Genomic DNA, 25,308 nt, shown 5'->3' with positions numbered 1-25,308 from the left:
AGGCCGAGTCGGATACGGGCGGCCAGTCGCGGGCGGCGAGGGAGGGAGCGCCGGCCGGCCGGGCGTGGAGGGCGTGCGTTCACGTGGTGCCGCCGGGGTACTTGACCTGCCCGTTGGGTGGATCGAGGATCACCTGTCATGACGCCTGGACACGGCAGTACGGTTGACGGGGTGCTGCGCCGCAGTGCCCGGCGGACCCCCGCGCGGCGCGCGGTCGACTACCGCGAACGCTCCTGGACCTACGCGGAACTCGACGAGGCCGTCTCCCGCGCCGCCACCGTCCTGCTCGGCGAAGGGCTCTCACCGGGCGACCGCGTCGGCGCCTACGGCCACAACTCGGACGCCTACCTGATCGGCTTCCTCGCCTGCGCCCGCGCGGGACTCGTGCACGTGCCGGTGAACCAGAACCTGACCGGCGACGACCTCGCCTACATCGTCCGGCAGTCGGGCAGCGCCCTCGTGCTGACCGACCCCGACCTCGCCGGACGGCTCCCCGAGGGCGTACGGACCCTGCCGCTGCGCGACGCCGACGACTCGCTCCTCGCCCGGCTGGAGGCCGCCCTCCCGCACGACGGGGACGAGCCGCGCGGCGACACCCTCGTGCAGCTCCTCTACACCTCGGGCACCACCGCGCTGCCCAAGGGCGCGATGATGACGCACCGCGCCCTCGTCCACGAATACCTCAGCGCCATCACCGCCCTCGACCTGAGCGCCGGGGACCTGCCGGTCCACTCGCTGCCGCTCTACCACTCGGCGCAGATGCACGTGTTCCTGCTGCCGTACCTCGCGATCGGCGCGTCGAACACCATCCTCGACGCGCCGGACGCCGGGCGGGTCTTCGACCTGATCGAGGCGGGCCGCGCGGACAGCCTGTTCGCCCCGCCCACCGTGTGGATCGCCCTGTCCAACCGCCCCGACTTCGCCGACCGCGACCTGAGCGGGCTGCGCAAGGCCTACTACGGGGCCTCGATCATGCCGGTGCCCGTGCTGGAGCGGCTCCGCGAGCGGCTGCCCAAGCTGGCCTTCTACAACTGCTTCGGACAGAGCGAGATCGGCCCGCTCGCCACCGTCCTCGGCCCCGACGAGCACACCGGCCGGATGGACTCCTGCGGGCGCCCGGTCCTCTTCGTGGACGCGCGGGTGGTCGACGAGAACGGCAAGGACGTACCGGACGGGACACCCGGCGAAGTCGTCTACCGCTCACCGCAGTTGTGCGAGGGCTACTGGGACAAGCCCGAGGAGACGGCCGAGGCCTTCCGCGACGGCTGGTTCCACTCCGGCGACCTCGCGGTGCGCGACGCCGACGGCTACTTCACCGTCGTGGACCGCGTGAAGGACGTCATCAACTCCGGTGGCGTGCTGGTCGCCTCACGCCAGGTCGAGGACGCCCTCTACACCCACGAGGGGGTCGCCGAGGTCGCGGTGGTGGGCCTGCCCGACGAGCGCTGGATCGAGGCCGTCACCGCGGTCGTCGTGCCGCGCGGCGAGATCACCGAGGCCGAACTCATCGCCCACGCCCGCGAGAAGCTCCCGCACTTCAAGGCGCCCAAGCGGGTCCTGTTCGTGGACGAACTGCCCCGCAACGCCAGCGGGAAGATCCTCAAGCGCGAACTGCGCGACCGCTGGACGTCCTGACCCACCGCACGCCCCTCGCCGATCCACGACACCGGTGAGGATGTGAACCCCCGCGCACGGGGTACGCGAGCGTCACGACGCGGGGCGGACCGACGCGCTGCCTGAGGGAAAGACAGCGAATGCAATTCGACGACAACGCTGCGCTGGACACGTCCGAGGTGCAGGACAACCGAGGTGGAGCGCTCGGCGGAATCCCGGGCGGCGGGAAGACCGTGGGCGGGGGAGTGGTCGGGCTGCTGGTGCTGGTCGCCTCCGTGATCTTCGGCGTCGACCCCGGCCTGTTCGGCTCGGACAGCACCACCTCGCCGGACACCGGCAGCGGATCGGGCGCCTCCGCCGCCGACCTGGCGGCCGACTGCCGGACCGGGGCGGACGCCAACAGTAAGGACGAGTGCCGGATCGTCGCCGTGGTCGACAGCGTCCAGGCCTTCTGGAAGAAGACCGAGACGGACGCAGGCAAGTCCTACGAGCAGGCCCCCACCTACCTGTTCACCGGCAGCGTCAACACCGGCTGCGGAAGCGCCACTTCGGACGTCGGCCCGTTCTACTGCTCCGCCGACGACAAGGTCTACCTCGACCTCGGCTTCTTCGACGAGCTGAGCGGCAAGTTCGGCGCGAAGGGCGGACCCTTCGCGGAGGCCTACGTCATCGCGCACGAATACGGGCACCACATCCAGGACCTCAGCGGCACGATCTCCCGGGGCAGCGGCAAGGGCGAGAACAGCGGCTCGGTGAAACTGGAACTCCAGGCCGACTGCTATGCCGGGGTCTGGGCCCACCACGCCACCACCACACCCGACCCCAAGAGCGGGAAGCCGCTGATCACCGAGCTGACCCAGGACGACATCAACCGCGGCCTCGACGCGGCCGCCGCCGTCGGTGACGACCGTATCCAGCAGCGCTACCAGGGCAAGGTCACCCCCGACACCTGGACCCACGGCTCCGCCGCCCAACGGCAGAAGTGGTTCTCCACCGGCTACACCTCCGGCAGCGTCGCCCGCTGCGACACCTTCCGCTGAGGCCCGACGGCTGCGCGCCCGGCACCCCGGGATCGAGCCACGGGTGCGGATCGTCCGCGAGGTGGGGCGCGGTACCGCCGGTGAGGTCGCCGGCGGGAAGGCCGACCTGGCCATCGCCACCCTGGGCGGTTCCACGCCCCTGCCGCCGGGGCTGGTGGCGCGAGGGCTCCTGGAGGAGCCGTACGCCCTGGTGCACGCGGCGGGCCACCGCGCCCCGCGCTCGCTGCCGCTGGTCGACTGGGCCGGGAACTGCGGCTCCCACACCCGCGACCGGTGGTCCGCCCAGGACTGGATCCCGACGGCGACGGTCGAGGCCGAGGACGACGGAGCGGTGCTCTCCTTGGTGAGCGCCGGTCACGGAATGGCCTCGCCCGCCGGACGGAGCCCCCCCGCCCGCCCCTCTTGCCGTCCCCGTCAAGGGCGCGGGCGCAGGTCCACGATTCGTTTCAGTTTGCCCAACGACCGCTCCAGCGACTCCGGTTCGACGATCTCCACCCGCGCCGAGACCCCGATGCCGTCCTTGACGCCCTGGGCGATCGTCCGGGCGGCGGCCTCGCGCTGTTCGGGAGTCGCGCCGGAGCGGGCCTCCGCGCGCACGGTGAGCGCGTCCATCCGGCCCTCGCGCGTCAGCCGGAGCTGGAAGTGCGGAGCGACCCCCGGCGTGCGCAGCACGATCTCCTCGACCTGCGTCGGGAAGAGGTTGACCCCGCGCAGGATCACCATGTCGTCACTGCGGCCGGTGATCTTCTCCATCCGGCGGAACACCCGCGCCGTGCCCGGCAGCAGCCGGGTCAGGTCCCGCGTCCGGTAACGGATCACCGGCATGGCCTCCTTGGTGAGCGAAGTGAACACCAACTCGCCCTCCGCGCCGTCCGGAAGCACCTCGCCGGTGACCGGGTCGACCACCTCCGGGTAGAAGTGGTCCTCCCAGATGTGCAGGCCGTCCTTGGTCTCCACGCACTCCTGGGCCACACCCGGGCCGATCACCTCGGACAGGCCGTAGATGTCCACCGCGTCGATCGCGAACCGCTCCTCGATCTCCCGCCGCATCTCCTCGGTCCACGGCTCGGCCCCGAAGATCCCCACGCGCAGCGAGGTGGCGCGCGGGTCCACGCCCTGCCGCTCGAACTCGTCCAGCAGGGTCAGCATGTAGGTGGGCGTCACCATGATGATCCCGGGCTTCAGGTCCTGGATGAGCTGGACCTGACGGGCCGTCATGCCGCCGGACGCGGGGATGACCGTACAGCCGAGCCGTTCGGCGCCGTAGTGCGCGCCGAGTCCGCCGGTGAACAGGCCGTAGCCGTAGGCGATGTGGACGGTGTCGCCGGGGCGTCCACCGGCCGCGCGGATCGAACGGGCCACCATGTCCGCCCACATGGACAGGTCGTTCTCCGTGTAGCCGACCACGGTGGGCCGTCCCGTCGTGCCGCTCGACGCGTGCAGCCGGCGGATCCGGTCCTGCGGCACGGCGAACATCCCGTGGGGATAGTTCGCGCGCAGGTCCGCCTTCACCGTGAACGGGAAGCGGGACAGGTCGGCCAGCGAGCGGCAGTCGTCCGGGCGCAGGCCCGCCTTGTCGAAGGACTCCCGGTAGAAGGGCACGTTCTCGTAGGCGTGGCGCAGGGACGCGCGCAGCCGCTCCAGCTGGAGCCCCCGCAGTCCTTCCGCGTCGAGCCGCTCGCCCGCGTCGAGCAAGCCCTTCGGGTCCGTGGAGTCCGCCATCGCCCTGCTCCCTCACAACCGTGCGATTCCGGACGACCGATCATTCGGTCGTGCTGTTCCGGATCAGTAATTCAGGTGTGCCGCCCGCGTGCAAGGGGTGCGTCGGCGGTTTTTGCCGGAGCCGGAGCCGGAGCCGGAGCCGGAGTGGGAGTGGGAGTGGGGGCCGGAGCGGGAGTGGGTGGGGAGGGGCGGCCGCCGGTCAGCGCACCAGGCTGGGGCGCTTCGGGTCGAACTCCCAGCCGGGCACCAGACACCGCATGCCCACGGCGTCGTCGCGGGCGCCGAGCGCCTTGGCCCGGTACAGCTCGTGCGCCTCCAGCAGCCGGTCCATGTCCACCTGGACGCCGAGCCCGGGCGCGTCGGGAACGGCGATCTCACCGCCGACGATCCGGGGCGGGGCGACCGTGAGCCGCTCCAGGCCCTCCTGCCAGATCCAGTGCGTGTCGAGCGCGTTGTACGGCCCGGGGGCCGCGGCGCCGCAGTGGGTGACCATGGCCAGCGAGATGTCGAAGTGGTTGTTGGAGTGGCAGCCCCAGGTCAGACCCATCGCCTGGCAGAGCTGTGCCACGCGGACCGAGCCCCGCATCGTCCAGAAGTGCGGGTCGGCCAGCGGGATGGACACCGACTGGAGTGCCAGGGCGTGGGTGAGCTGCCGCCAGTCCGTGGCGATCATGTTCGTCGCCGTGGGCAGCCCGGTGGCCCGGCGGAACTCGGCCAGCACCTCCCGCCCCGAGTAGCCGTTCTCGGCGCCGCAGGGGTCCTCCGCGTAGGCGAGCGTGCCGACCAGGGGCGCGCACAGCTCGACCGCCTCGCGCAGCGACCAGGCGCCGTTCGGGTCGAGGGTGATGCGGGCCTCGGGGAAACGGTCCTTGAGCGCGCGGACGGCCCGCACCTCCTCGGCACCCTCCAGGACACCGCCCTTGAGCTTGAAGTCCCGGAAGCCGTACAGCTCGTGGGCCGCCTCGGCCCGCCGCACGATCGCCTCCGGGGTGAGCGCCTCCTCGTGCCGCAGGCGGTACCAGTCCACGTCGGAGTCGGCTTCCCGCACGTATTCCAGATCCGTGCGGCCGACGTCGCCGACATAGAACAGATACCCCAACACCCTTACGGAGGAGCGCTGTTGTCCGTCGCCGAGCAGGGCCGCGACCGGTACGTCCAGATGCTGTCCGAGCAGGTCGAGCAGCGCCGACTCGACGGCGGTGACGGCGTGCACGGTCGTCCGCAGGTCGAAGGTCTGGGCGCCGCGTCCACCGGCGTCCCGGTCACCGAACCGGTCCCCGATCGCGCGCAGCACCCGCTGGAAGTCGCCCACCTTCACGCCGAGCACGAGGGGCGCGGCCTCGCGCAGCGTCCGGGTGATCCGCTCTCCGCCGGGCACCTCGCCGAGCCCGGTCCGCCCCTCGGAGTCCTTGAGGACGAGGACGTTGCGGGTGAAGTAGGGGCCGTGGGCACCCGAGAGATTCAGCTCCATGCAGTCCCGCCCCGCGACGGGATAGACGGAGAACTCGGCCACGGTCGGCTGCTGACTGCTCATCAAAGTCCTTGGGTACGAGGGTGATCGCGGCCGGTGCCCCGGGCGGCCGACGGCGTCCACCAGACGCCGGGGATTCCTACCGGGCTCTGCGGCGGGAGAGGCGGGTGAGGCGGGTCAGGCGGGTGAGGCCGGTCAAGCGGGCCGGCGTTCCGCGCCGACCAGGGCCAGCCCGGTGTCGAGGACGCGCTCCAGGCCGGCGAGGTCGGCGGGCCCCGGATCGGTGAGCGGCGCGCGGACCGGGCCGACCGGCAGACCGCGCAGCCGGGCCGCGGCCTTGACGAGGGAGACCGCGTAGCCGGGCACCCGGTCGCGCAGGGAGACGAAGGGGACGTAGAAGTCGCGCAGCAGCTTGTTCACCGTGCCGTCGTCGCCCGCGCGCAGGGCGGCGAAGCAGGCGCCGGCGATCTCGGGGGCGAAGGCGTGCACGGCCGACGAGTAGGCGGGGACGCCGACGGCGGCGTAGGCGCGGGCCTGGATCTCCGCGGTGGCGGCCCCGTTGAAGAACAGGAAGTCGTCGGGGGCGGCGAGGGTGAGCCGCTGGAGCCGGTCGAGGTCGCTGTGGCCGTCCTTGAGCCCGATCACCGTGGGGATCTCCGCGAGGGCGCGCAGGCCGTCGGGGGTGAAGGCGACCGGCCCGCGCTGGTAGGCGATCAGCGGCAGCCCGGTGCCCGCGGCGATCCGGCGCACCTGCTCGACCAGCCCCTCCTCGGGGGCCTCGACGAGGTAGTGCGGCAGCACCAGGAGGGCGTCCGCGCCGGCCTCCTCCGCGATCCGGGCGAACCGCAGGGCCTGCGCCCAGCCGTATCCGACACCGGCGACCACCGGCAGCCGGCCGTCGGCGATCTCGACCGTGGCGGTGACCACCGAGCGGTACTCGTCCTCGTCCAGCGCGCTGAACTCGCCGGTGCCGCAGGCGGGGAACACGGCACCGGGTCCGGTCGCCAACTGGCGGGCCAGATAGGCCCGGTAGGCCTCCGGGTCGAGATCGCCGTCGTCGGTGAAGCTGGTGAGCGGGAAGGACAGCACGCCACTCGCCATCCCGTCCCGCAGCCGACCGGCCACGCCCCGTGCGCCCGCGCTGAACCCTGCCATGTCGCTCATCCCCGTATACAGACGACGTCTATGTATGAGAACAGAGGTTAGGTTCGTGAACCCCTGAGGTCAATGGGGAGGGCAACCATCTCGGACCGTGGCGGTCGGGTCAGGGCTTCCGCGGCGCGGCGGAGGAACCGCCCGGCTGGGGGCCGAAGGCCGTCAGGAAGCGGTCCCGGAAGGTGTCCATACGCCACTGCGGCGCGTCGGCGGCCGGCTTGAGCCCGTCCGTCCAGCCCCAGTCGGAGACCCGGTCCAGCACTTTCGCGTCGTGCGCGACGATCGTGACCGGCACGTCCCGGCTCGTGCTGCCCGCGGTGACGGTCGGGACGGGCTGGTGGTCGCCGAGGAAGACCAGCACGGTGTTCTCGTCGCCGTACTTCGCGACGTACTCGGTGAGGCTGTGCAGCGAGTACTCGATGGCGCGCCGGTACTCGGTGCGCACGCTCTCCGGGTTCTTCCAGACCTCCTTGGGGTCCTTGCCCTCCTTCTTGATCTTCTCGAACACCGAGCCGTCACCGAGATCGTCCCAGTCGATCATGTGGGCGACGGGTGCCCAGGGGTTGTGGCTGGAGGCGAGGATGATCTCCGCCATCATCGGCCGGCGGTCCTTTTTGCCGTGCTCCAGCCGCTCGAAGGCCGCCAGGCTGAACTGGTCCGGCACGGGCGTCCAGCTGAAGTAGGGGCCGTGGTAGCCGAGATGCTCGGAGTCGTAGATGTGGTCGAGGCCGAAGAACCTGCCCTCGGGCCACGCCCGCCTGACGCCCGGCACGATGCCGACGGTGCGCCACGCGCCTGTCTTACGGAAGTAGCCGGTGAGGGTGGCGCGGTCGCTGGTGGTCAGACTCCGGTAGCGCTGCTGGTTCTTGATCCACAGCCCGGACAGGAAGGTGGAGTGGGCGAGCCAGCTTCCGGCACCCGTGACGGGCGAGCGCAGCCAGCCGCTGCGCGAGGAGAACCCGGCCGCCTTCAGCCTGTCGTTCCCCTCGGTGAGGGCCGCGTCGATCTGCCGGGACATCGCCGGATCGTCGATCGCCGTACGGCCGTAGCTCTCGATGAACGTGAACAGCACGTCCTTGCCGCGCAGTCCGGTCAGAAGCCGGTCGGGCGGGGTGTGGGCGAACGCGTCGGCGGATGCCTGCCGTTCGAAGACCTCGCCGTCGCGCAGGCCCGCGCGCACCTGCTTCACCCGGTTCTGGACGATCCGCGCGTCGGTCTGCGCGGCGACCGGGACGCCGGTGACCCGCACCCCGAGCATCACACAGGTGATCCAGGCGGTGCCGAGGACCAGTACGGTGCGGCTCGCGACGGGCCGGTGCCGGACCATGACGTCGGTCAGCCGGGCGACGGCCAGCGTCATCAGGACGAGCAGCGCGACGACGAGCGCGACGACCGCGATCAGGGCCAGCACCTCGCCGCTCCGCCCGAACGACTCCCGCACCCAGTCCGCCGCGTTGCCGAACAGGCTCCAGTCCAGCACCAGGTCGAACGGCCGGACCAGGACCGAGTAGAAGCCCATGTCCACGAGCTTGAGCACGGTCAGCAGCCCGAGCAGGGCGCCCACGACGTACGAGGCGATCCGGCGCGGCCTCGGCGGCAGCGCCGGCAGCAGGGCCGCCAGGAGCACCCCTTCCGCCGGGATGCGCAGGAAGGCGGCGACGCCGAGCCGCTCGAGCCGGTTCGGCAGGACGAGGGCGAGGAACACGAGGACACCGGCGAGGACGGTGGTCCCGATGCTCACCCCTCGCGCGGCGCGCGGATACGTGGCCCGCCAGTCACGCCAACGACGTCGGCCGGGGGGTGCGGTGGCGGAGCCCGGCTTCTCCGCGTCGACGGACGGCTCCTTGGGGGCGGACGGCTCTGGCGAGGCGCCGTCGTCCGGCGAGGCGGCGGACGTGTCCGGGAGGGCGGACGTATCCGCGGTCTCCGGCCGCGTCCCGGTGTCCGCCCCGCTCGCGGGCGCATCCGTGTCCGGCCCGTCGGGCGTGCCCGGTGCCTCGGCCGGGGGCGTGCCGGGCTCCGGGCCGGAGTCCCGCTCCTGTTCCGGCGACGGCTGGTCCGGCGACGGCTGCTCCGGGAGTCGACTGGAGCGCGTGGTGTGCGACACGCCGATGGTTCCTTCCGTACGGGCCCCGTGATGACACGACCGACCACGCCCCGGGGCAGGGCAGGGGTGCCATCCTCCGTACGGCTGATCTTCACGCGCCGTTCAACCGGCACCGCGCGAGGTACGCAAAGAGTTCGTCAGGTGGCCGGCCGGGGCTGGCGCCGGGGCGGGCCGGGGCCGGGGCCGGGGTCAGGTCAGCGTGCGGCGTCCGCGGCGACCGACCGCGCCCAGCGGTAGTCCGCCTTGCCGCTGGGGGAGCGCTGGATGGAGTCGGCGATCACGAGCTGGCGCGGGACCTTGTAGCCCGCCAGACGCGTGCGGCAGTGCCCCTGGATGTCGTCCAGGGACGGCGGCGGCGCGCCCTCGCGCAGTTGGACGACCGCCGCCACGTGATTGCCCCACCGCTCGTCGGGCACCCCGGCGACCAGGGCGTCGTACACGTCCGGATGCGACTTGAGGGCCTGCTCGACCTCCTCGGGGTAGACCTTCTCGCCGCCGGTGTTGATGCACTGCGAGCCCCGGCCGAGGACGGTGACGATGCCCTCCTCGTCGACCGTGGCCATGTCGCCGAGCAGCACCCAGCGCTCCTCGCCCCGCTGGAAGAACGTCTCGGCGGTTTTCCCCGGGTCGTTGTAGTAGCCGAGCGGCACATGGCCGCGCTGCGCCACCCGGCCGGGCGTGCCCACGGCGACCGGCTCGTAGGTGACCGGATCGACCACCTGAGTACGGGAGTTGACACGGATCCGGAAGCCCCGCTCCGGCCCGGAGTCGGGCGTCGCGGTGCCGTTGAAGCCGGACTCGGAGGAGCCGAAGTTGTTGAGCAGCGTCACGTTCGGGACGAGACTCTGGAACTGCTCGCGCACGGTCTCCGACATGATCGCCCCGGACGAGGAGACGCTGAACAGGGAAGAACAGTCCGTGCCCTTCATGGGGCCGTTCAGCGCGTCGATCAGCGGCCGGAGCATCGCGTCGCCGACCAGGGACACGCTGGTGACCCTCTCCCGCTCGATCGTGCGCAGCACCTCCTCGGGGACGAACTTGCGGTGGATGACCACGCGCTGGCCGAAGTCGAAGGCGATGAACGCGGTGAGCGTCGAGGTGCCGTGCATCAGCGGGGGAGTGGGGAAGAAGGTGATCCCCGCGCCGCCGGCCGCGACCCGCTCGGCCAGTTCCTCCGGCCGGCCGACCGGCTCGCCGGTGGGGGCGCCACCGCCGAGCCCCGCGAAGAACAGGTCCTCCTGCCGCCACATCACCCCCTTCGGCATCCCCGTCGTGCCGCCGGTGTAGATGATGAACTGGTCGTCCGCCGACCGGGCGGGAAAGCCCCGCTCCGGTGAGGCGGCGGCCGTCGCGGCGGCGAACTCCACCACGTCCGGGCCGCCTTCACCCGGCGCCGCCCCCACCCGGACGAGATGACGCAGCCGTGCGGCACGCGGGCGCGCCGCCGCCACCCGCTCGGTGAACTCCGCGTCGAAGACCAGCGCCGCCAGATCGGCGTCCTGGTACAGATACGCCAACTCGTCCTCGACATAGCGGTAGTTGACGTTGACCGGCACCACCCTCGCCTTCAGGCAGCCCAGCACGGTCTGGAGGTACTCGACGCCGTTGTAGAGGTGGAGGCCCAGATGTTCGCCCGGGCGGATGCCGCTGTCGATCAGATGGTGGGCGAGACGGTTCGCGGCCTGGTCCAACTCGGCGTAGGTCAGGCGCTGTTCGACGCCGGTGCCGGGATGGTCGACGTACACGAGCGCCTCACGGTCCGGGACCACGTCCACGACCGACTCGAACAGGTCGGCAAGGTTGTACTCCACCGTTCCTCCTGACCGTGTACGAGCGTCCGTGACAGGGGCGGGCCTCGGCCCGACGGTCATCAGAGCAAAGCCCGAACGAACTGGGAAGGCCCACGGCAGAACTAATCTGACTGTCTGTCAGAAAACCCTTGTACTGGCCGCACACCTCCTGCACCCTGTTCTCGCATCCGAGACGGGAGGACCGTGATGGGTGGTACGGAACACCTCACCGTGCGGCGCGAAGGCGCCACACTGGTGCTCACGCTCAACAGGCCCGAGGCCAGGAACGCGCTGTCACTGCCGATGCTGGTCGGCCTGTACGACGGCTGGACCGAGGCCGACGCGGACGACACGGTCCGCTCGATCGTGCTCACCGGCGCCGGAGGCTCCTTCTGCGCTGGGATGGACCTCAAGGCACTGGCCGGGAACGGCATGGCGGGCGACCGGTACCGGGACCGGCTCAAGGCCGACCCCGACCTCCACTGGAAGGCCATGCTGCGCCACCACCGCCCGCGAAAACCGGTGATCGCCGCCGTCGAGGGGTACTGCGTCGCGGGCGGCACCGAGATCCTCCAGGGCACCGACATCCGGATCGCCGGCGCCTCCGCGACCTTCGGACTCTTCGAGGTCAGACGCGGCCTCTTCCCGATCGGCGGCTCCACCGTCCGGCTGCAACGCCAGATCCCGCGCACCCACGCCCTCGAAATGCTCCTCACCGGACGCCCGTACACCGCCCGGGAGGCCGCCGACATCGGCCTCGTCGGCAGGGTCGTGACCGAGGGCACCGCGCTCGCCGAGGCGCTGGCCGTCGCCGAACAGGTCAACGCCTGCGGACCGCTCGCCGTCGAGGCAGTCAAGGCGTCCGTGTACGAGACCGCCGACCTGACCGAGACCGACGGGCTCGCCGCCGAACTCCGGCGCGGCTGGCCGGTCTTCGACACCGCCGACGCCAAGGAAGGCTCCCGGGCCTTCACCGAGAAGCGCCCGCCCGTCTACCGGCGCGCCTGACCCGTGACCCGCCCGCGCCCGCCGCCGCCCGAACCGCCGGCGGACGCGGACGGATCCGACCTCCCAAGGAGAGACCCGGGATGCCCCAAGTCCTCAAAGCCCCCCTCGTCGTCGAGTTCCCCTTCACCCGCTCCCTCGGCCCCGTCCAGAGCGCCTTCCTCACCGGACTGCGCGAACGCGTCGTCCTCGGCGTCCGGACCGCCGACGGCCGCACCCTCGTCCCGCCCGTCGAGTACGACCCGGTCACCGCCGAGGAGATCCACCACCTGGTCGAGGTCGCCCCCACCGGCACCGTCACCACCTGGGCCTGGAACCACGAACCCCGCCGCGGCCAGCCCCTCGGCACCCCCTTCGCCTGGGTCCTCGTCCGGCTCGACGGCGCCGACACCGCGCTGCTGCACGCCCTCGACGCCCCCGGCCCCGACGCCGTCCGCACCGGCATGCGTGTCCGCGTCCGCTGGGCCCCCGACCGCTCCGGCGCCATCACCGACATCGCCTGCTTCGAGCCGTACGACGGCCCGCCCGGCGAACCCACCGGCCACGACGGGCACTTCGCCGACCCGGTGACCGGCATCGTCGCCGCCGCCCGGCTCGACTACGTCTACTCACCGGGCCGCGCCCAGACCGCCTACATCGAGAGCCTCGCCGAACGGCGCACGATCGGCGAACGCTGCCCCTCCTGCCGCAAGGTCTACGTGCCCCCGAGAGGAGCCTGCCCGACCTGCGGCCTGGCCACCTCCGAACAGGTCGAGGTCGGCCCGCGCGGCACCGTCACCACGTACTGCATCGTCAACATCAAGGCGAAGAACCTCGACATCGAAGTCCCCTACGTCTACGCGCACATCGCCCTCGACGGGGCCGGCCTCGCGCTGCACGGCCGGATCGGCGGCATCCCCTACGACGAGGTGCGGATGGGACTGCGCGTCGAACCCGTCTGGACGGAGGGCGGGCGCCACCCCGACCACTACCGGCCCACCGGCGAACCGGACGCGGACTACGAGACGTACAAGGAGATGCTGTAGATGCCGACCGCCAGGGACATCGCCGTCGTCGCCTTCGGGCAGACCGACCACCGGCGCACCTCCGAGGAGCACTCCGAGGTCGAGATGCTCCTCCCCGTCCTGCACGACGTCCTCGACCGGACCGGCCTGCGCACCGCGGACATCGGCTTCACCTGCTCCGGCTCCAGCGACTACCTCGCCGGCCGCGCCTTCTCCTTCACCATGGCGCTCGACGGGGTGGGCGCCTGGCCGCCGATCTCCGAGTCGCACGTCGAGATGGACGGCGCCTGGGCCCTGTACGAGGCCTGGACGAAACTCCTCACCGGCGACGCCGACACCGCCCTCGTGTACGCGTACGGCAAGTCCTCGCCCGGCTCGGTGCGCGACGTCCTGACCCGGCAGCTCGACCCGTACTACGTGGCCCCCCTGTGGCCCGACTCCGTCGCCCTCGCCGCGCTCCAGGCGCAGGCCCTCATCGACGCGGGGGAGACCGACGAACCCGCGCTCGCCGGCATCGCCGCCCGCAGTCGCGCCGACGCGAGCGCCAACCCCCACGCCCAGCTCCGCGGTCCGCTCCCGCGAGGTGACCACCTCGTCCGGCCGCTGCGCACCGGGGACTGCCCGCCCATCGGCGACGGCGCCGCCGCCGTGATCCTCGCCGCCGGCGACCGGGCCCGCGACCTGTGTGAACGCCCCGCCTGGATCCGGGGCATCGACCACCGCGTCGAGGCCCACTCCCTCGGCGTGCGCGACCTCACCGACTCGCCCTCCACCCGGCTCGCCGCGGAACACGCCGGAGCCTTCGAACGGCCCGTCGACACCGCCGAGTTGCACGCCCCGTTCACCTCCCAGGAGGTGATCCTGCGCAAGGCGCTGCGCCTCGACGACACCGTGCGCGTCAACCCCTCCGGGGGCGCGCTCGCCGCCAACCCGGTCATGGCCGCCGGACTGATCCGGCTCGGCGAGGCCGCCGCCCGCGTCCAGCGCGGGGAGTCCGAACGGGCCCTCGCCCACGCGACCTCCGGCCCCTGCCTGCAACAGAACCTGGTCGCCGTACTCGAAGGGGACGCCCGATGAGCAAGGAGCCCGTGGCCGTCGTAGGCATCGGCCAGACCAAACACGTGGCCGCGCGCCACGACGTGTCCATCGCCGGACTCGTCCGCGAGGCGGCCCGACGCGCCCTCGACGAAGCCGAGTTGACCTGGGCCGACGTCGACGCCGTGGTCATCGGCAAGGCCCCCGACTTCTTCGAGGGCGTCATGATGCCCGAGCTGTACCTCGCCGACGCGCTCGGCGCCGTCGGCAAACCGATGCTGCGGGTGCACACCGCCGGCTCCGTCGGCGGCTCGACCGCCCTCGTCGCCGCCAACCTCGTCGCCGCCCGCGTCCACGGCACCGTCCTCACCCTGGCCTTCGAAAAACAGTCCGAGTCCAACGCCATGTGGGGCCTGTCCCTGCCCGTCCCCTTCCAGCAGCCGCTCCTCGCCGGTGCCGGCGGCTTCTTCGCCCCCCACGTACGTGCCTACATGCGGCGCACCGGAGCCCCCGACACCGTCGGCTCCCTCGTCGCCTACAAGGACCGGCGCAACGCCCTGAAAAACCCGTACGCGCACCTGCACGAGCACGACATCACCCTGGAGAAGGTCCAGGCCTCACCCATGCTCTGGGACCCGATCCGCTACTCCGAGACCTGCCCGTCCTCCGACGGCGCCTGCGCGATGATCCTCACCGACCGTGCCGGAGCGGCCCGTTCACCCCGGCCGCCCGCCTGGATGCACGGCGGCGCGATGCGCAGCGAACCCACCCTCTTCGCCGGCAAGGACTTCGTGTCCCCGCTGGCCGGCAAGGACTGCGCCGCCGACGTCTACCGCCAGGCCGGCATCACCGACCCCCGCCGGGACATCGACGCCGTCGAGATGTACGTGCCGTTCTCCTGGTACGAGCCCATGTGGCTGGAGAACCTCGGCTTCGCCGACGAGGGCGAGGGCTGGAAACTCACCGAATCGGGTGTGACCGAACTGGAGGGCGACCTGCCCGTCAACATGTCGGGCGGCGTCCTGTCCACCAATCCGATCGGCGCCTCCGGCATGATCCGCTTCGCCGAAGCGGCCCTCCAGGTCCGCGGCCAGGCCGGAGAACACCAGGTCGACGGCGCGCGCCGGGTCCTCGGGCACGCCTACGGGGGCGGCTCCCAGTTCTTCGCCATGTGGCTGGTCGGCGCCGCGCCGCCCGCATCCTGAAACCGTCCCCCTCACGTGGCCTGTCCGCCACCCGGACCGATCGCTAGGCTGGCCGCGGACGACGAACCGGGAGGAGCACGGACGTGGCCGAAAGCACCATCGAGCAGCACCCGCTCGCGGGCTGGGACAAGCCGGAGCTGGATCTCAGCAACGCCGAGTGGCAGTCCAGCAGCCGAGGGCGGGGAGATGTCCAGATCGCCTTCGTCGAAGGCTTCATCGCGATGCGCAACAGTGGCCGCCCACAGAGCCCTTCCCTGATCTTCACCCCCGCGGAGTGGGGGGCGTTCGTCTCGGGGGCCCGCGAAGGCGAGTTCGACCTCACCTGAACCGGCCCCGGCCGGACCGTGTCCTCCCCGTCCCCGGACCCCGTGCGGGGAGGGCGGCGGCAGCCCCGCCGCGCCCGGACGCGCTCGCGCGCCGCCGCGTCCGGCCGCCCGCCCACGAGCGCGCGAAGCTTCCCTGAGCAGCACGCTCGAACAGGCTGCCCCCTGGATGATCCCGGCGTACGCTGAGCTGCCTGAACGTCACGGTACGCGTCCGCACCCGCGCGCGGACACGACCGTGACAGGGGGTGAGCATGGGGCAGCGCAGCCTGCGTGGCCGTCGTACGCTCTTCGAGCGCGAGAGCGAACTGTCCGCCGTGGACGAGGCGTTGGGCGACCTCGCCGGACCGCGCCCGGACACCGGAGAACCGGCCGGACGCCCCCGCGGGGCGCTGCTCGCCTTCGCGGGCCACCCCGGCATCGGCAAGACGACCCTCCTCACCGAAGTACGCCGCCGCGCCGCGGCCAGGAGCTGCACCATCCTGAGCGCCCGCGGCGGAGAACAGGAGCAGCGCGTCGCCTTCCACGTCGCGCGCCAGCTCCTCCAGCCCGAGTTCGCCGGCCTCTCCGACGCCGAACTCCGCGCCACCCTGGGCAGTTGGTACGCCATCGTCGGTCCCGCGCTCGGCCTCTGCGCGCCCTCCCAAGGCGCCCCGCCCGACCAGCAGGGACTGCGCGACGGACTCGACTGGGTGCTCACCCACCTCGCCGTGCAGCGCGCCCCGATGGTCCTCGCCCTGGACGACGCCCACTGGGCCGACGCCGAATCCCTGAGCTGGCTGGCCGCGTTCGCACCCCGCGCCGAACAACTCCCGCTGCTCTTGGTCGTCGCCTACCGGCCCGACGAACTCCCCGACCACGCCGAGGCGTTCAGGAACCTGCCCGGCCGGGCCGGCGGACGCCCCATCGGCCTCGAACCGCTCAGCGCCGCCGCCGTCGCCCGGCTCGTCCGCGAAGACCTCGGCACCCAGGCCGACGACGCCTTCTGCCGCGAGTGCTGGGCCGTCACCGCGGGCAACCCCTTCGAGGCCGTCGAGCTGACCGCGAAGGTCCGCGACCGCGGACTGGACCCGACCGAGGACGGCGCCCACCTGCTCCGCGACCTCGCCGCCGCCGTCAAGGGCAGCGGACTCGTCGCCCGCCTCGAACGCCTCGGCCCCGCCACCGTCCGCTTCGCCTGGGCCTGCGCCGTCCTCGGCACCGAGATCCGCCCGGCGCTCGCCGCGGCCGTCGCCGGACTCGGCCCCGAGGAAGCCGCCGACGCGGCCGACGCCCTGCGCACCGCCCGCATCCTCACCGGCGCCGACCCCCTCGAATTCGTCCACCCCCTCATCGCCACCGCCGTCTACCGGGACATCCCCGGCGGCGTCCGCGTCGCCCTGCACGGCCAGGCAGCCTGGTGCGTCATCGACGAGGGACTCGGCCCGGCCGCCGCCGCCCGCCACCTCATGGAGACCCACCCCGACGGCGACACCTGGATCGTCCAGCAGTTGCGCGCCGCCGCCCGCGAGACCCAGCGCGCCGGAGCCCCCGACGCGGCCCGCCGCTGCCTGGCGCGCGCCCTGCGCGAACCACCCCTGCCCGCCGACCGCGCCGCCGTCCTGTACGAACTGGGCTGCGCCTCCCTGCTCACCGAACCGGCGAACACGGTCAACCACCTGCGCGCCGCCCTCGACGAACCCATCGCCGACGCCGAGCTGCGGCACAACATCGTCTACCGCCTCTCCCAGGTCCTCGCCCACAGCGACCGGCTCGCCGAGGCCTCCGAGACCCTCGCCCGTGAGATCCGCGTCACCGGCGACGCCCGGGTACGGCTGCGCATGCAGTCCGAGCAGTTCATGTGGGACGCCTTCCGCGCCGACGAACCCGACTCGCCCGCCCGCTCCCGCCGCCTGGCCCGTCTCGCCGACCGGCTCACCGGCCGTGACCTCACCGAGCGCTACGTCATCGGACTGCGCGCCTGGGACGCCACCCTGCGCGGCGAATCCTCCCACGTCGCCCTCCGGCACGCCGAACGGGCCCTCGCCGGCGGCTTCGGCTGGGCCGAACCCGACCGCGGCTTCGAGGTCCCCGTCCTGGTCGCCATGACCTACATGTACGCCGACCGGCCGGGCCGCACCGAGGCCCTCTTCGCCACCGGCCTCGCCGACTTCGAGAAGCAGGGCTGGCACGGCGCCCACCTCTCCTTCGGCTACACGATCCTCGGCTACGTCCGCTTCCGCCGCGGCCGGCTCGCCGAGGCGGAGGACTTCGTCCGCGCGGGACTTAGGCTCGCCGAACGCGTCGGACCCGGCACCCCGGTCCACTGGTACGCCGTCGGCACCCTCGTCCAGGTGCTGCTGGCCCGCGGCCGGGTCCGGGAGGCCACCCGCGCCGGCGAACACTACGCGCTGCGCCCGCCCTTCCCGGCCGCCGTCACCTTCCCCGACGCCCAGACCGTGTACGGCGAACTCCTGCTCGCCCGCGGCCTCACCGCCGAAGCCGCCGTCGAGCTGGCCGCCGCCGGACGCCGCCTCGACGGACGCGGCATGCGCAACCCCGCCTGGTGCCCCTGGCAGCTCCACCTCGCCCGCGCCGAACACCGCGACGCCCCCGAGCGCGCCGTCGCAACCGCACTCGAAGCGGTGAACCGGGCCCACCAGTACGGCGCCCCCTCCGCGATCGGCCAGGCCCTGCGCGCCGCCGCCGAGGTCGCCCCGGAGCCCGACCGTGTCCCGCTCCTGGAGGAGTCCGTCGCCCACCTCGAAGGCTCCCCGGCCGCCTACGAACTGGCCTGCTCCCTGGTCGCCCTCGGCACCGGACTGCGCCGCGCGGGACGCCCCAAGGAAGCCGCCGAGCACCTCCACCGGGGCCTCGACGCGGCCGTCCAGTGCCGCGCCGACGGCCTCGCCGAAGCCGCCCGCGAGGAACTGACGCACGCGGGACTGCGACCGCGCCCGCTGCACAGCACCGAGACGGACACCCTGACCGCCCGCGAACGCGCCGCCGCCACGCTCACCGCCCGGGACCGGACCCCGGCCCAGGTCGCGAAGGAACTGCGCCTCGACGAGCAGACCGTCGTCCGGCTGCTGTCCGCCGTCTACCGCAAGGTCGGCACCGACCGCACCGGGCTCGCCGCGGCCCTCAGGGAACAGGCCACCAGCTGAGGCGGCGGCCGGCGCCGGGAGGCGGCGCCCGCGGCACCCGGCGCGCCCCCGGGGCACGTACCATTGCGGCATGTCCTTCCTCCGCCGCCGCAGCGCCACGCCCGCCGGGCCCGACTTCGACGTTCTGGCCATGGACCCGGGCGACTGGCCGGGCAACCTCGGCGCCGGCCTGCTGCCCGCTCCCGACGGAAGCTGCCAGGGCGTCTTCCTGCGGTACGACCTGTTCGGCGGCCGCGGCCCCGCGATGATCATCGGCAACCTCCCCGAGGGCTCCCCGGCCCGCGAGGTCGCCGAGGGCGAGGTCCCCTTCGAGGTGGCGCAACTGCTGATCGCGCTGGAGAACGACGAGGAGGTCACCGTCACCGGCACCGAGGACATGCCGGTGATGCAGGGCGACAACCTGCTCATCGTGCGCCGGCTGAAGCTCTCCGAGACCCGTATCTCCTGCGTCCAGTTCGACCGCAGCGACAACGTCCTGGTGACCATCGCCGCCTGGGACCGCCCGATCACCGACGACCTGTACGCACTGCTCAAGCCGCTGCCGGCGGAACTCTTCCAGCAGGGCTGATCTTCAGGCAGGGCCGCTTCGGCGGCGGCCGGGGCCGGACACCGCGCCGAGGCCGAACACCCCCGCCCGGCGTCACAACTTGAGCGTGAACCACGTCGTCTTGCCCTGGTCCGTGGGCCGTACGCCCCAGTTGTGGGCGAGCGCGCGCACCAGGATCAGCCCCCGTCCCGACTCCTCGTCCTCGGCGGCCATCCGGGGCTGCGGCAGATGCGGGCTGTGATCGCTGATCTCCACGGTCAGATCGGTGGCGCCGCGGCACAGGTGCAGGCCGATGGGTCCCTGCGCGTGCTGGACGGCGTTGGTGAGCACCTCGGACAGCAGGAGCCGGGCGTCGTCCGCGGCCGGCCCGCAGTCCCACGAGGTCAGCGCCTTGCCGAGGAAGGCGCGGCCCTCCGGTACGGACTCGGGCACGGCCGGCAGCTCGACGGCGACCGTGGCGAGGGGCGCGTCGGGCAGCCGGGTGAGCAGCAGCGTCACGTCGTCGTTGTGGCCCTCGGCGTCCGGCAGCAGCGCCGTCAGCACCCGGTCGGCCGCGTCCTCCAGATCGGGCGGTCCCGCGAACAGCTCCCCGAGCGTCGCGGTGAGCTGGGCGAGCTGGTCCTCGATGTCGGTCCCCGGCGTCTCGATGAGACCGTCCGTGTACAGGACGAGGGTCGCGCCGGGCGGTATCACCGACGTGGCCTGCTCGTAGAGGACGTCACCGACACCGAGGGGCGCGTTCACCGGCGCCGGGAGCTGCCGGGCCGCGCTGCCCGGCAACGCCACCAGCGTCGGCAGATGCCCCGCCGAGCAGACCGTCACCTCACCGGCGTCGGCCGAGATGACCACATAGCAGCAGGTCACCAACTGGTCGGGCACGTCCAGATCGCCGACGACCGTCTCCAGGGCCTGCATGAGCTGCCGCGGCTGCATCCCCGTCTTGGCCAGGGCGTGCGCCGCCGACCGTAGCTGGCCCATCACCGCGGCGGCCTCCAGACCGCGGCCCATCACATCGCCGATCAGCACACCGACCCGGCCGGCGCCCAGCGGGATCAGGTCGAACCAGTCGCCGCCCACCCCCGCTCCCTGGGTGGCGGGCCGGTAGCGGCTCGCGGTGGTCAGACCCGGGATCGCGGGCGGCGTGCCCATGAGGCTGCGCTGCAGCGTCAGCGCGATGTGCCGCTGCTGCTCGTACAGGAACGTCAGCTCCGCCTCCGCCTTCTTGCGGTCGCTGATGTCCCGGACGATGGCGCACGCGCCGACGACCGCGCCGTCCGGGGTGCGCGTGGGCCACAGTGTGATGTCCACGTCGAGCAGATCGCCCGAGCGCGTCAGCCGCAGCGTCTCGAAGTGCTCGACCTTCTCGCCGCGCCGCAGCCGGTCCAGCAGCGTGTCGATCTCGTCGCGGCGCTCGGCGGTGGCGAGCAGCGACACGTGCCGCCCCATCACCTCGGCCCGCGAGTAGCCGTACAGCCGCTGGGCCGCCGCGTTCCAGTAGGTGATCTCCCCGTCGAGGGTCTTGGCGAGGATCGCGTCCTGGGAGGACTCCACCAGACCGGCCAGTTCGTTGATCCGCGCCTCGGCCCGCTTGCGGTCGCTGACGTCGCGGACGGCGGCGGAGACGAGGAGGCCGTCGGTGGTTTCGAGGGGGCTGAGGCTGATTTCGACGGGGAATTCGGTGCCGTCCTTGCGGAGGCCGTGGAGTTCGAGTTCGGCGCCCATGGGGCGGACTTGGCGGTTGGCGGCGTAGCCGTCGCGGTGGAGGGTGTGGTGGGTGCGGAAGCGGCCGGGGACGAGGAGTTCGACGGGGTGGCCGAGGAGTTCTTCGCGTCGGTAGCCGAAGAGGGCTTCGGTCTGGGCGTTGACGAGGCGGATGGTGCCGGTGTCGTCCACGATGACCATCGCGTCCGGCGCCGCCTCCAGCAGCCCGCGGAACCTCTCCTCCGCCGCCTTGCGGTCGCTGACGTCGCGGACGGCGGCGGAGACGAGGAGGCCGTCGGTGGTTTCGAGGGGGCTGAGGCTGATTTCGACGGGGAATTCGGTGCCGTCCTTGCGGAGGCCGTGGAGTTCGAGTTCGGCGCCCATGGGGCGGACTTGGCGGTTGGCGGCGTAGCCGTCGCGGTGGAGGGTGTGGTGGGTGCGGAAGCGGCCGGGGACGAGGAGTTCGACGGGGTGGCCGAGGAGTTCTTCGCGTCGGTAGCCGAAGAGGGCTTCGGTCTGGGCGTTGACGAGGCGGATGGTGCCGGTGTCGTCCACGATGACCATCGCGTCCGGCGCCGCCTCCAGCAGCCCGCGGAACCTCTCCTCGGCCCCCTCCGGCACGGGATCGGGCGGGGCCCCGCCGCACTGGCACCGTCTCGGTTCCGCCGTGCCGGCGAGACCCGCTGAAGTCCCCTTGACGAAGTCGCCCATGTCCGCCCCAGATGTGCCGCTTGACGTGATTCGGCCCATCTCAGCGCAACTCGGCGCCCGGTGCGACGACATGTCGTTTACTGACCCGAGCAGGGCCGAACCTGACCTCGGGGGAACCTTCCCTGGCCGGTTGCCCCGCTCACGGGGAAGCGCGAGGCCCGGGGTGTGGGCGGAAAGCGGTGAGGCCGGGCCCGCTGCGGCGGACCCGGCCCCGGACGGACGCGGCCCGTTACCGCACCAGGTCCACGTCCGCCGCCCGCACGAACTCCACCCGGTGTCCGTACTGGATCTCGTAGTACATGTCCTTGCCGATCACGACCTTGTGGCCCGTCGTGTCGAACGTCGGGGAGAAGAAGTACTCGCCCGGCACCTTGTCACCGACCGCGTACCGCTGCCCCGCGAGGATCTTGTACGGCAGCGGGGAGACGGCCTGGACCGGAACGCCCGCCGGGTACGCCGCGGCCTCCGGGTACGCCCTGCCGTACACCGGGACCTCCGCGAGGCCCGCCTTGGGCGTCACGACCGGGCCCGACGCGGACACCGCGGTCGGCTGCTTCTTCGGGTTCTTGAACCAGGCCTTCTGGCCCAGGTACCAGATCGCCGTCCAGTCGCCGTCCCGTCCGGCCACCGCGTACCGCTGGCCCGTCGAGACGCGCGAGGCCACGTCGTTCACGTCGATGGTGGAGGCGGCGCCGCTCGGGTAGAGGCCGATGTCCTTGATCAGCGGCGAGGTCTCGTCCGGCTGGGAGTAGAGCCGCACCTCGCTGGAGCCGTGCGCGGCGCAGGGCTCGCCGGAGGTGACACAGCCCGTGTACACCGGCTGGTTCTTCGCGAAGTCGGGCAGCACGGTCACCAGCGACCCGCTCTTGGCGAGGGTGCGGTGGAAGGGGTGCCCGAGCAGCGTGAAGTAGTGCTGCCAGTCCCAGTACGGGCCCGGGTCGGTGTGCATGCCCGGGATGGTGGACGTGGTCGGCCCCGGCACGTTGTCGTGGCCGAGGATGTGCTGCCGGTCCAGCGGGATCGCGTACTTCGCGGACAGGTAGCGCACCAGGCGCGCCGAGGCGCGGTACATCTCCTCCGTGTACCAGGCGTCCGGCGCGGTGAGGAAGCCCTCGTGCTCCAGGCCGATCGACTTCGCGTTCACGTACCAGTTGCCCGCGTGCCAGGCGACGTCCTTGGCCTTCACGTGCTGGGCGATGTGCCCGTCGGTGGAGCGCAGCGTGTAGTTCCACGACACGTACGTCGGGTCCTGGACGAGGTTCAGCACACCGTCCCAGGTCCCCTCCGTGTCGTGGATGACGATGTACTTGATGCTCTCCGACGCCGGCCGGTCGCCCAGGTCGTGGTTGCCGTAGTCACCGTCCCCGAACTCCTCGTAGGGAGCCGGGATCCACTCGCAGGAGACGGTCTTCGGGCACTCGGTGCCGTCGGCGGAGGCGGTGCGCAGTCCGGCACCGCGGAGCTGCGCCCGGTCGGGGCTCAGCTTCGGCTGCGCGGCGAGCGTCAGCCGCTGGCCGGAGTCCGTGGTGCGCGCCTCGCCGGTCCGCAGCACCGTGTACACGTCGTCGGCGTAGGCCGCCGCCGTGCCGGTGTCGTCCGCGCCGGAGAAGCGCGCCACCGCCCCGTACCAGTCGGCCGGGTCGGCGCTCAGCGGCCGGCCCAGATCGCGTTGCGCGGCGGCGAGCAGCGCGGCGCCGCCCTCGACGTTCGCCGCCGCGTCCGTGCGCAGCCGCTCCGCGGGCAGCCCGGTGAGACCGGCCGCCTTCGTCAACGTCTTGAGCCGCGCCGGGAGTTCGGCGTTGGCCGGGACCTTCGCCCTGGGCGGCAGCGCCGGACGGGAGCTGTCGCCGCGGGCGTCCTCCGTGCCGTCGCTGTGGTGCGGTGACCCGGCGATCGCCGCCCGGGCGTCGGTCAGGTGCATGGGACCGTAGCCGCCGCTGACGCTCGGCGCCCCGGCGTGTGCGTCCCAGCGGGACTGCAGATAGGACACGGCGAGCAGCACGCTCTGCGGTACGTGGTACTCGCCGGCCGCGGCGGCGAAGGCCTGCTGGAGCCCGTCGGTCTCGGGCGCCTCGGGGGCGGAACGCGCGGGTGCGGCGCCGAGCAGCGGCAGCAGCAGCGCCGCCGAGGCGACGGTCCCCGCCACCCTTCGGGCGCGTCTGTGTCCGGTGGTGCCGTGGGGGTCGGTGGCGGACCGGTGCAATGCAGCCTCCTGGGACGGTCGAGCGCGGTGGGGCGTGCGGGCCGAACGCGTCAGTGCTACCGGCTTCCGGACGATCCGTCAATCATGACCGGGGCGAGGTGATTTCCCATGTCAGCGCGTGGCGGGAAGGTTTCCGCGGCGGGGGGTCTCCCGCCTGCGCGGCATCAGTGGCCTGGACCAATAACCCGAACGGCGGCGCCCCGGAACGTCCTGGACACCGCGAGGGCGCGTGACTCCGTGAGGCCGGACATGCCGAGGGCCCGCGGCGCGCCACCGTGCGGTGCGCTTCCGCGGGCCCTCGTCCCCGGTCAGCGAGTGCCGACCGCCGCGCGTACGGCCCGCCGGGCCATCTGGCAGTCGTCGTGCAGCCGCCGGAGCAGCAGCCGCTGCTCCTCGCCGGACGGCGCGGCGGCCGGGGGGGCCTGTCCCGGGGCCGCGGGGGCCGGGTCGTGCAGGGAACGCTGCACGGCCGTCTCGTAGGTCCGGATCTCGCGGGTGAGCACCAGCATCAGGTTCACCAGGAAGGCGTCCCGGGAGGCGGGGCCCGCCGACTGGGCGAGCTGGCTGATCTGACGGCGGGCCACCGGGGCGTCACCGAGGACGGCCCACAGGGTCGCCAGGTCGTAGCCCGGGAGGTACCAGCCCGCGTGCTCCCAGTCCACCAGCACGGGACCGGCCGGCGAGAGCAGCACGTTCGACAGCAGGGCGTCGCCGTGGCAGAACTGGCCCATGCCCTGGCGTCCCGAGGAGGCGGCGATGCCGTGCACGAGCTTCTGGAGGTCGCCCATGTCCCGGTCGGTGAGCAGCCCCAGTTCGTGGAAGCGGGAGATCCGCTCCGCGTAGTCCAGCGGGGCGTTGAACGTGCCGGCCGGCGGGCGCCAGGTGTTCAGCCGGCAGATGGCGCCCAGCGCCGCCCGGATGTCCGTGCGGGACGGGGCCTCGGCCGGGTGCCGCTGGAGCGCGGCCACCCGGCCGGGCATCCGCTCGATCACCAGCGTGCAGTTGTCCGGGTCCGCCGCGATCAGCCGGGGCACCCGCACGGGCGGGCGGTGCCGGACGAACGAGCGGTACGCCGCTATTTCGTGCCGGATCCGCTCGGCCCAGACGGGGGAGTGGTCCAGTAAACACTTGGCGACCGCCGTGCTGCGTCCCGTCGTACCGACGAGGAGCACGGAGCGTCCGCTGCGCCTGAGCACCTGGACCGGCGCGAACTCCGGACAGATCCGGTGCACCGACGCGATCGCGGTGCGCAGGTGGGCGCCCTGTGGGCCGGACAAGTCGAGTCTCCCGCTGAGCGGTTGGGTGCCGAGCCCCGGCAGCCGCCGTGCCCGGCCGGCCCCGAGAACGGGAGCCGACTGGCGCGCGGGGTCGAGGTAAGGGCCGCTGCCCACCGGGCGGGGGTGCAACGACCGGGGCGGAGCGGACACGGAGGACGATGCTGTGTACATGGGCGAAACAGATCCCTTCGTGTGCCTGCGAGTTGCCGCGCTCCCCGCCCGGTGACCCCTCGGTCCATCCTGGGGAATGTC

Annotated in this window: 17 protein-coding genes and 1 pseudogene; 10 read left to right on the top strand and 8 right to left on the bottom strand. The window is 72.6% G+C overall.

The annotated features are described in order from the left end of the window. Positions 1-138: 138 nt before the first annotated feature. The 3 genes and pseudogenes from AB0912_RS17345 to AB0912_RS17335 all read left to right on the top strand — a co-directional run. Complete coding sequence (locus AB0912_RS17345; RefSeq protein WP_366700453.1) at positions 139-1,635, top strand: acyl-CoA synthetase; 1,497 nt, start codon at positions 139-141, stop codon at positions 1,633-1,635. 119 nt (positions 1,636-1,754) lie between these two features. Continuing rightward, positions 1,755-2,654: a neutral zinc metallopeptidase gene (locus AB0912_RS17340; RefSeq protein ID WP_366700451.1), complete on the top strand. Its 900-nt coding sequence runs from the start codon at positions 1,755-1,757 to the stop codon at positions 2,652-2,654. A 4-nt stretch (positions 2,655-2,658) separates the two neighbouring features. Further along, positions 2,659-3,021: pseudogene (locus AB0912_RS17335) on the top strand (LysR family transcriptional regulator substrate-binding protein); the annotation flags it as partial. Between the two features lie 47 nt (positions 3,022-3,068). Here the strand turns inward: AB0912_RS17335 and paaK are convergent. The 5 genes from paaK to AB0912_RS17310 all read right to left on the bottom strand — a co-directional run bounded on the left by paaK (position 3,069) and on the right by AB0912_RS17310 (position 10,920). Beyond that, a complete protein-coding gene (gene paaK, locus AB0912_RS17330) occupies positions 3,069-4,376 on the bottom strand; it encodes a phenylacetate--CoA ligase PaaK (RefSeq protein ID WP_366700449.1) in 1,308 nt (435 codons plus the stop codon). Between the two features lie 199 nt (positions 4,377-4,575). Beyond that, the gene (locus AB0912_RS17325; RefSeq protein ID WP_366700447.1) at positions 4,576-5,910 is read right to left on the bottom strand and encodes an enolase C-terminal domain-like protein; all 1,335 of its coding nucleotides are present in this window, start codon (positions 5,908-5,910) and stop codon (positions 4,576-4,578) included. A gap of 132 nt (positions 5,911-6,042) precedes the next feature. After that, a complete protein-coding gene (locus tag AB0912_RS17320; RefSeq protein ID WP_366700445.1) occupies positions 6,043-7,002 on the bottom strand; it encodes a 5-dehydro-4-deoxyglucarate dehydratase in 960 nt (319 codons plus the stop codon). Between the two features lie 109 nt (positions 7,003-7,111). Continuing rightward, a complete protein-coding gene (locus tag AB0912_RS17315; protein WP_366700443.1) occupies positions 7,112-9,109 on the bottom strand; it encodes a sulfatase in 1,998 nt (665 codons plus the stop codon). Positions 9,110-9,303: 194 nt separating this feature from the next. Next, on the bottom strand, positions 9,304-10,920 hold the full coding sequence (locus tag AB0912_RS17310) for an acyl-CoA synthetase (RefSeq protein ID WP_366700441.1): 1,617 nt from the start codon (positions 10,918-10,920) through the stop codon (positions 9,304-9,306). A gap of 186 nt (positions 10,921-11,106) precedes the next feature. Here AB0912_RS17310 and AB0912_RS17305 point away from each other — a divergent pair, with 186 nt between their 5' ends. The 7 genes from AB0912_RS17305 to AB0912_RS17275 all read left to right on the top strand — a co-directional run bounded on the left by AB0912_RS17305 (position 11,107) and on the right by AB0912_RS17275 (position 19,185). Continuing rightward, positions 11,107-11,907, top strand: a complete 801-nt coding sequence (locus AB0912_RS17305) for a crotonase/enoyl-CoA hydratase family protein (RefSeq protein WP_366700439.1) — start codon at positions 11,107-11,109, stop codon at positions 11,905-11,907. Between the two features lie 80 nt (positions 11,908-11,987). Beyond that, the gene (locus AB0912_RS17300; protein ID WP_366700437.1) at positions 11,988-12,929 is read left to right on the top strand and encodes an OB-fold domain-containing protein; all 942 of its coding nucleotides are present in this window, start codon (positions 11,988-11,990) and stop codon (positions 12,927-12,929) included. Then, a complete protein-coding gene (locus tag AB0912_RS17295; RefSeq protein WP_366700435.1) occupies positions 12,930-13,985 on the top strand; it encodes a thiolase domain-containing protein in 1,056 nt (351 codons plus the stop codon). It abuts the gene before it with no gap. Beyond that, positions 13,982-15,148, top strand: coding sequence for a thiolase domain-containing protein (locus AB0912_RS17290; protein ID WP_366700433.1), 1,167 nt, complete (start codon positions 13,982-13,984; stop codon positions 15,146-15,148). Before AB0912_RS17295 ends, AB0912_RS17290 begins: the two co-directional genes overlap by 4 nt. Positions 15,149-15,231: 83 nt before the next feature. Next, complete coding sequence (locus AB0912_RS17285; RefSeq protein ID WP_028799506.1) at positions 15,232-15,474, top strand: DUF397 domain-containing protein; 243 nt, start codon at positions 15,232-15,234, stop codon at positions 15,472-15,474. Between the two features lie 251 nt (positions 15,475-15,725). Beyond that, positions 15,726-18,617: an AAA family ATPase gene (locus AB0912_RS17280; RefSeq protein ID WP_366700431.1), complete on the top strand. Its 2,892-nt coding sequence runs from the start codon at positions 15,726-15,728 to the stop codon at positions 18,615-18,617. Between the two features lie 70 nt (positions 18,618-18,687). Continuing rightward, positions 18,688-19,185, top strand: a complete 498-nt coding sequence (locus AB0912_RS17275; protein ID WP_366700429.1) for a hypothetical protein — start codon at positions 18,688-18,690, stop codon at positions 19,183-19,185. 72 nt (positions 19,186-19,257) lie between these two features. Here AB0912_RS17275 and AB0912_RS17270 read toward each other — a convergent pair whose 3' ends face one another. The 3 genes from AB0912_RS17270 to AB0912_RS17260 all read right to left on the bottom strand — a co-directional run bounded on the left by AB0912_RS17270 (position 19,258) and on the right by AB0912_RS17260 (position 25,227). Beyond that, positions 19,258-21,576, bottom strand: a complete 2,319-nt coding sequence (locus AB0912_RS17270; RefSeq protein ID WP_366700427.1) for a PAS domain S-box protein — start codon at positions 21,574-21,576, stop codon at positions 19,258-19,260. A 229-nt stretch (positions 21,577-21,805) separates the two neighbouring features. Further along, positions 21,806-23,779, bottom strand: coding sequence for a peptidoglycan recognition family protein (locus tag AB0912_RS17265; RefSeq protein ID WP_366700425.1), 1,974 nt, complete (start codon positions 23,777-23,779; stop codon positions 21,806-21,808). Positions 23,780-24,087: 308 nt separating this feature from the next. Then, complete coding sequence (locus AB0912_RS17260) at positions 24,088-25,227, bottom strand: aminoglycoside phosphotransferase family protein (RefSeq protein WP_366700423.1); 1,140 nt, start codon at positions 25,225-25,227, stop codon at positions 24,088-24,090. Positions 25,228-25,308: the final 81 nt, after the last annotated feature.

Origin of the sequence: Streptomyces sp. NPDC007084, assembly GCF_040703595.1 — a bacterium.
Taxonomy (GTDB): domain Bacteria; phylum Actinomycetota; class Actinomycetes; order Streptomycetales; family Streptomycetaceae; genus Streptomyces.
Note: the sequence above shows the minus strand (reverse complement) of the source record. Positions and strands in the feature narration are given on the sequence as shown.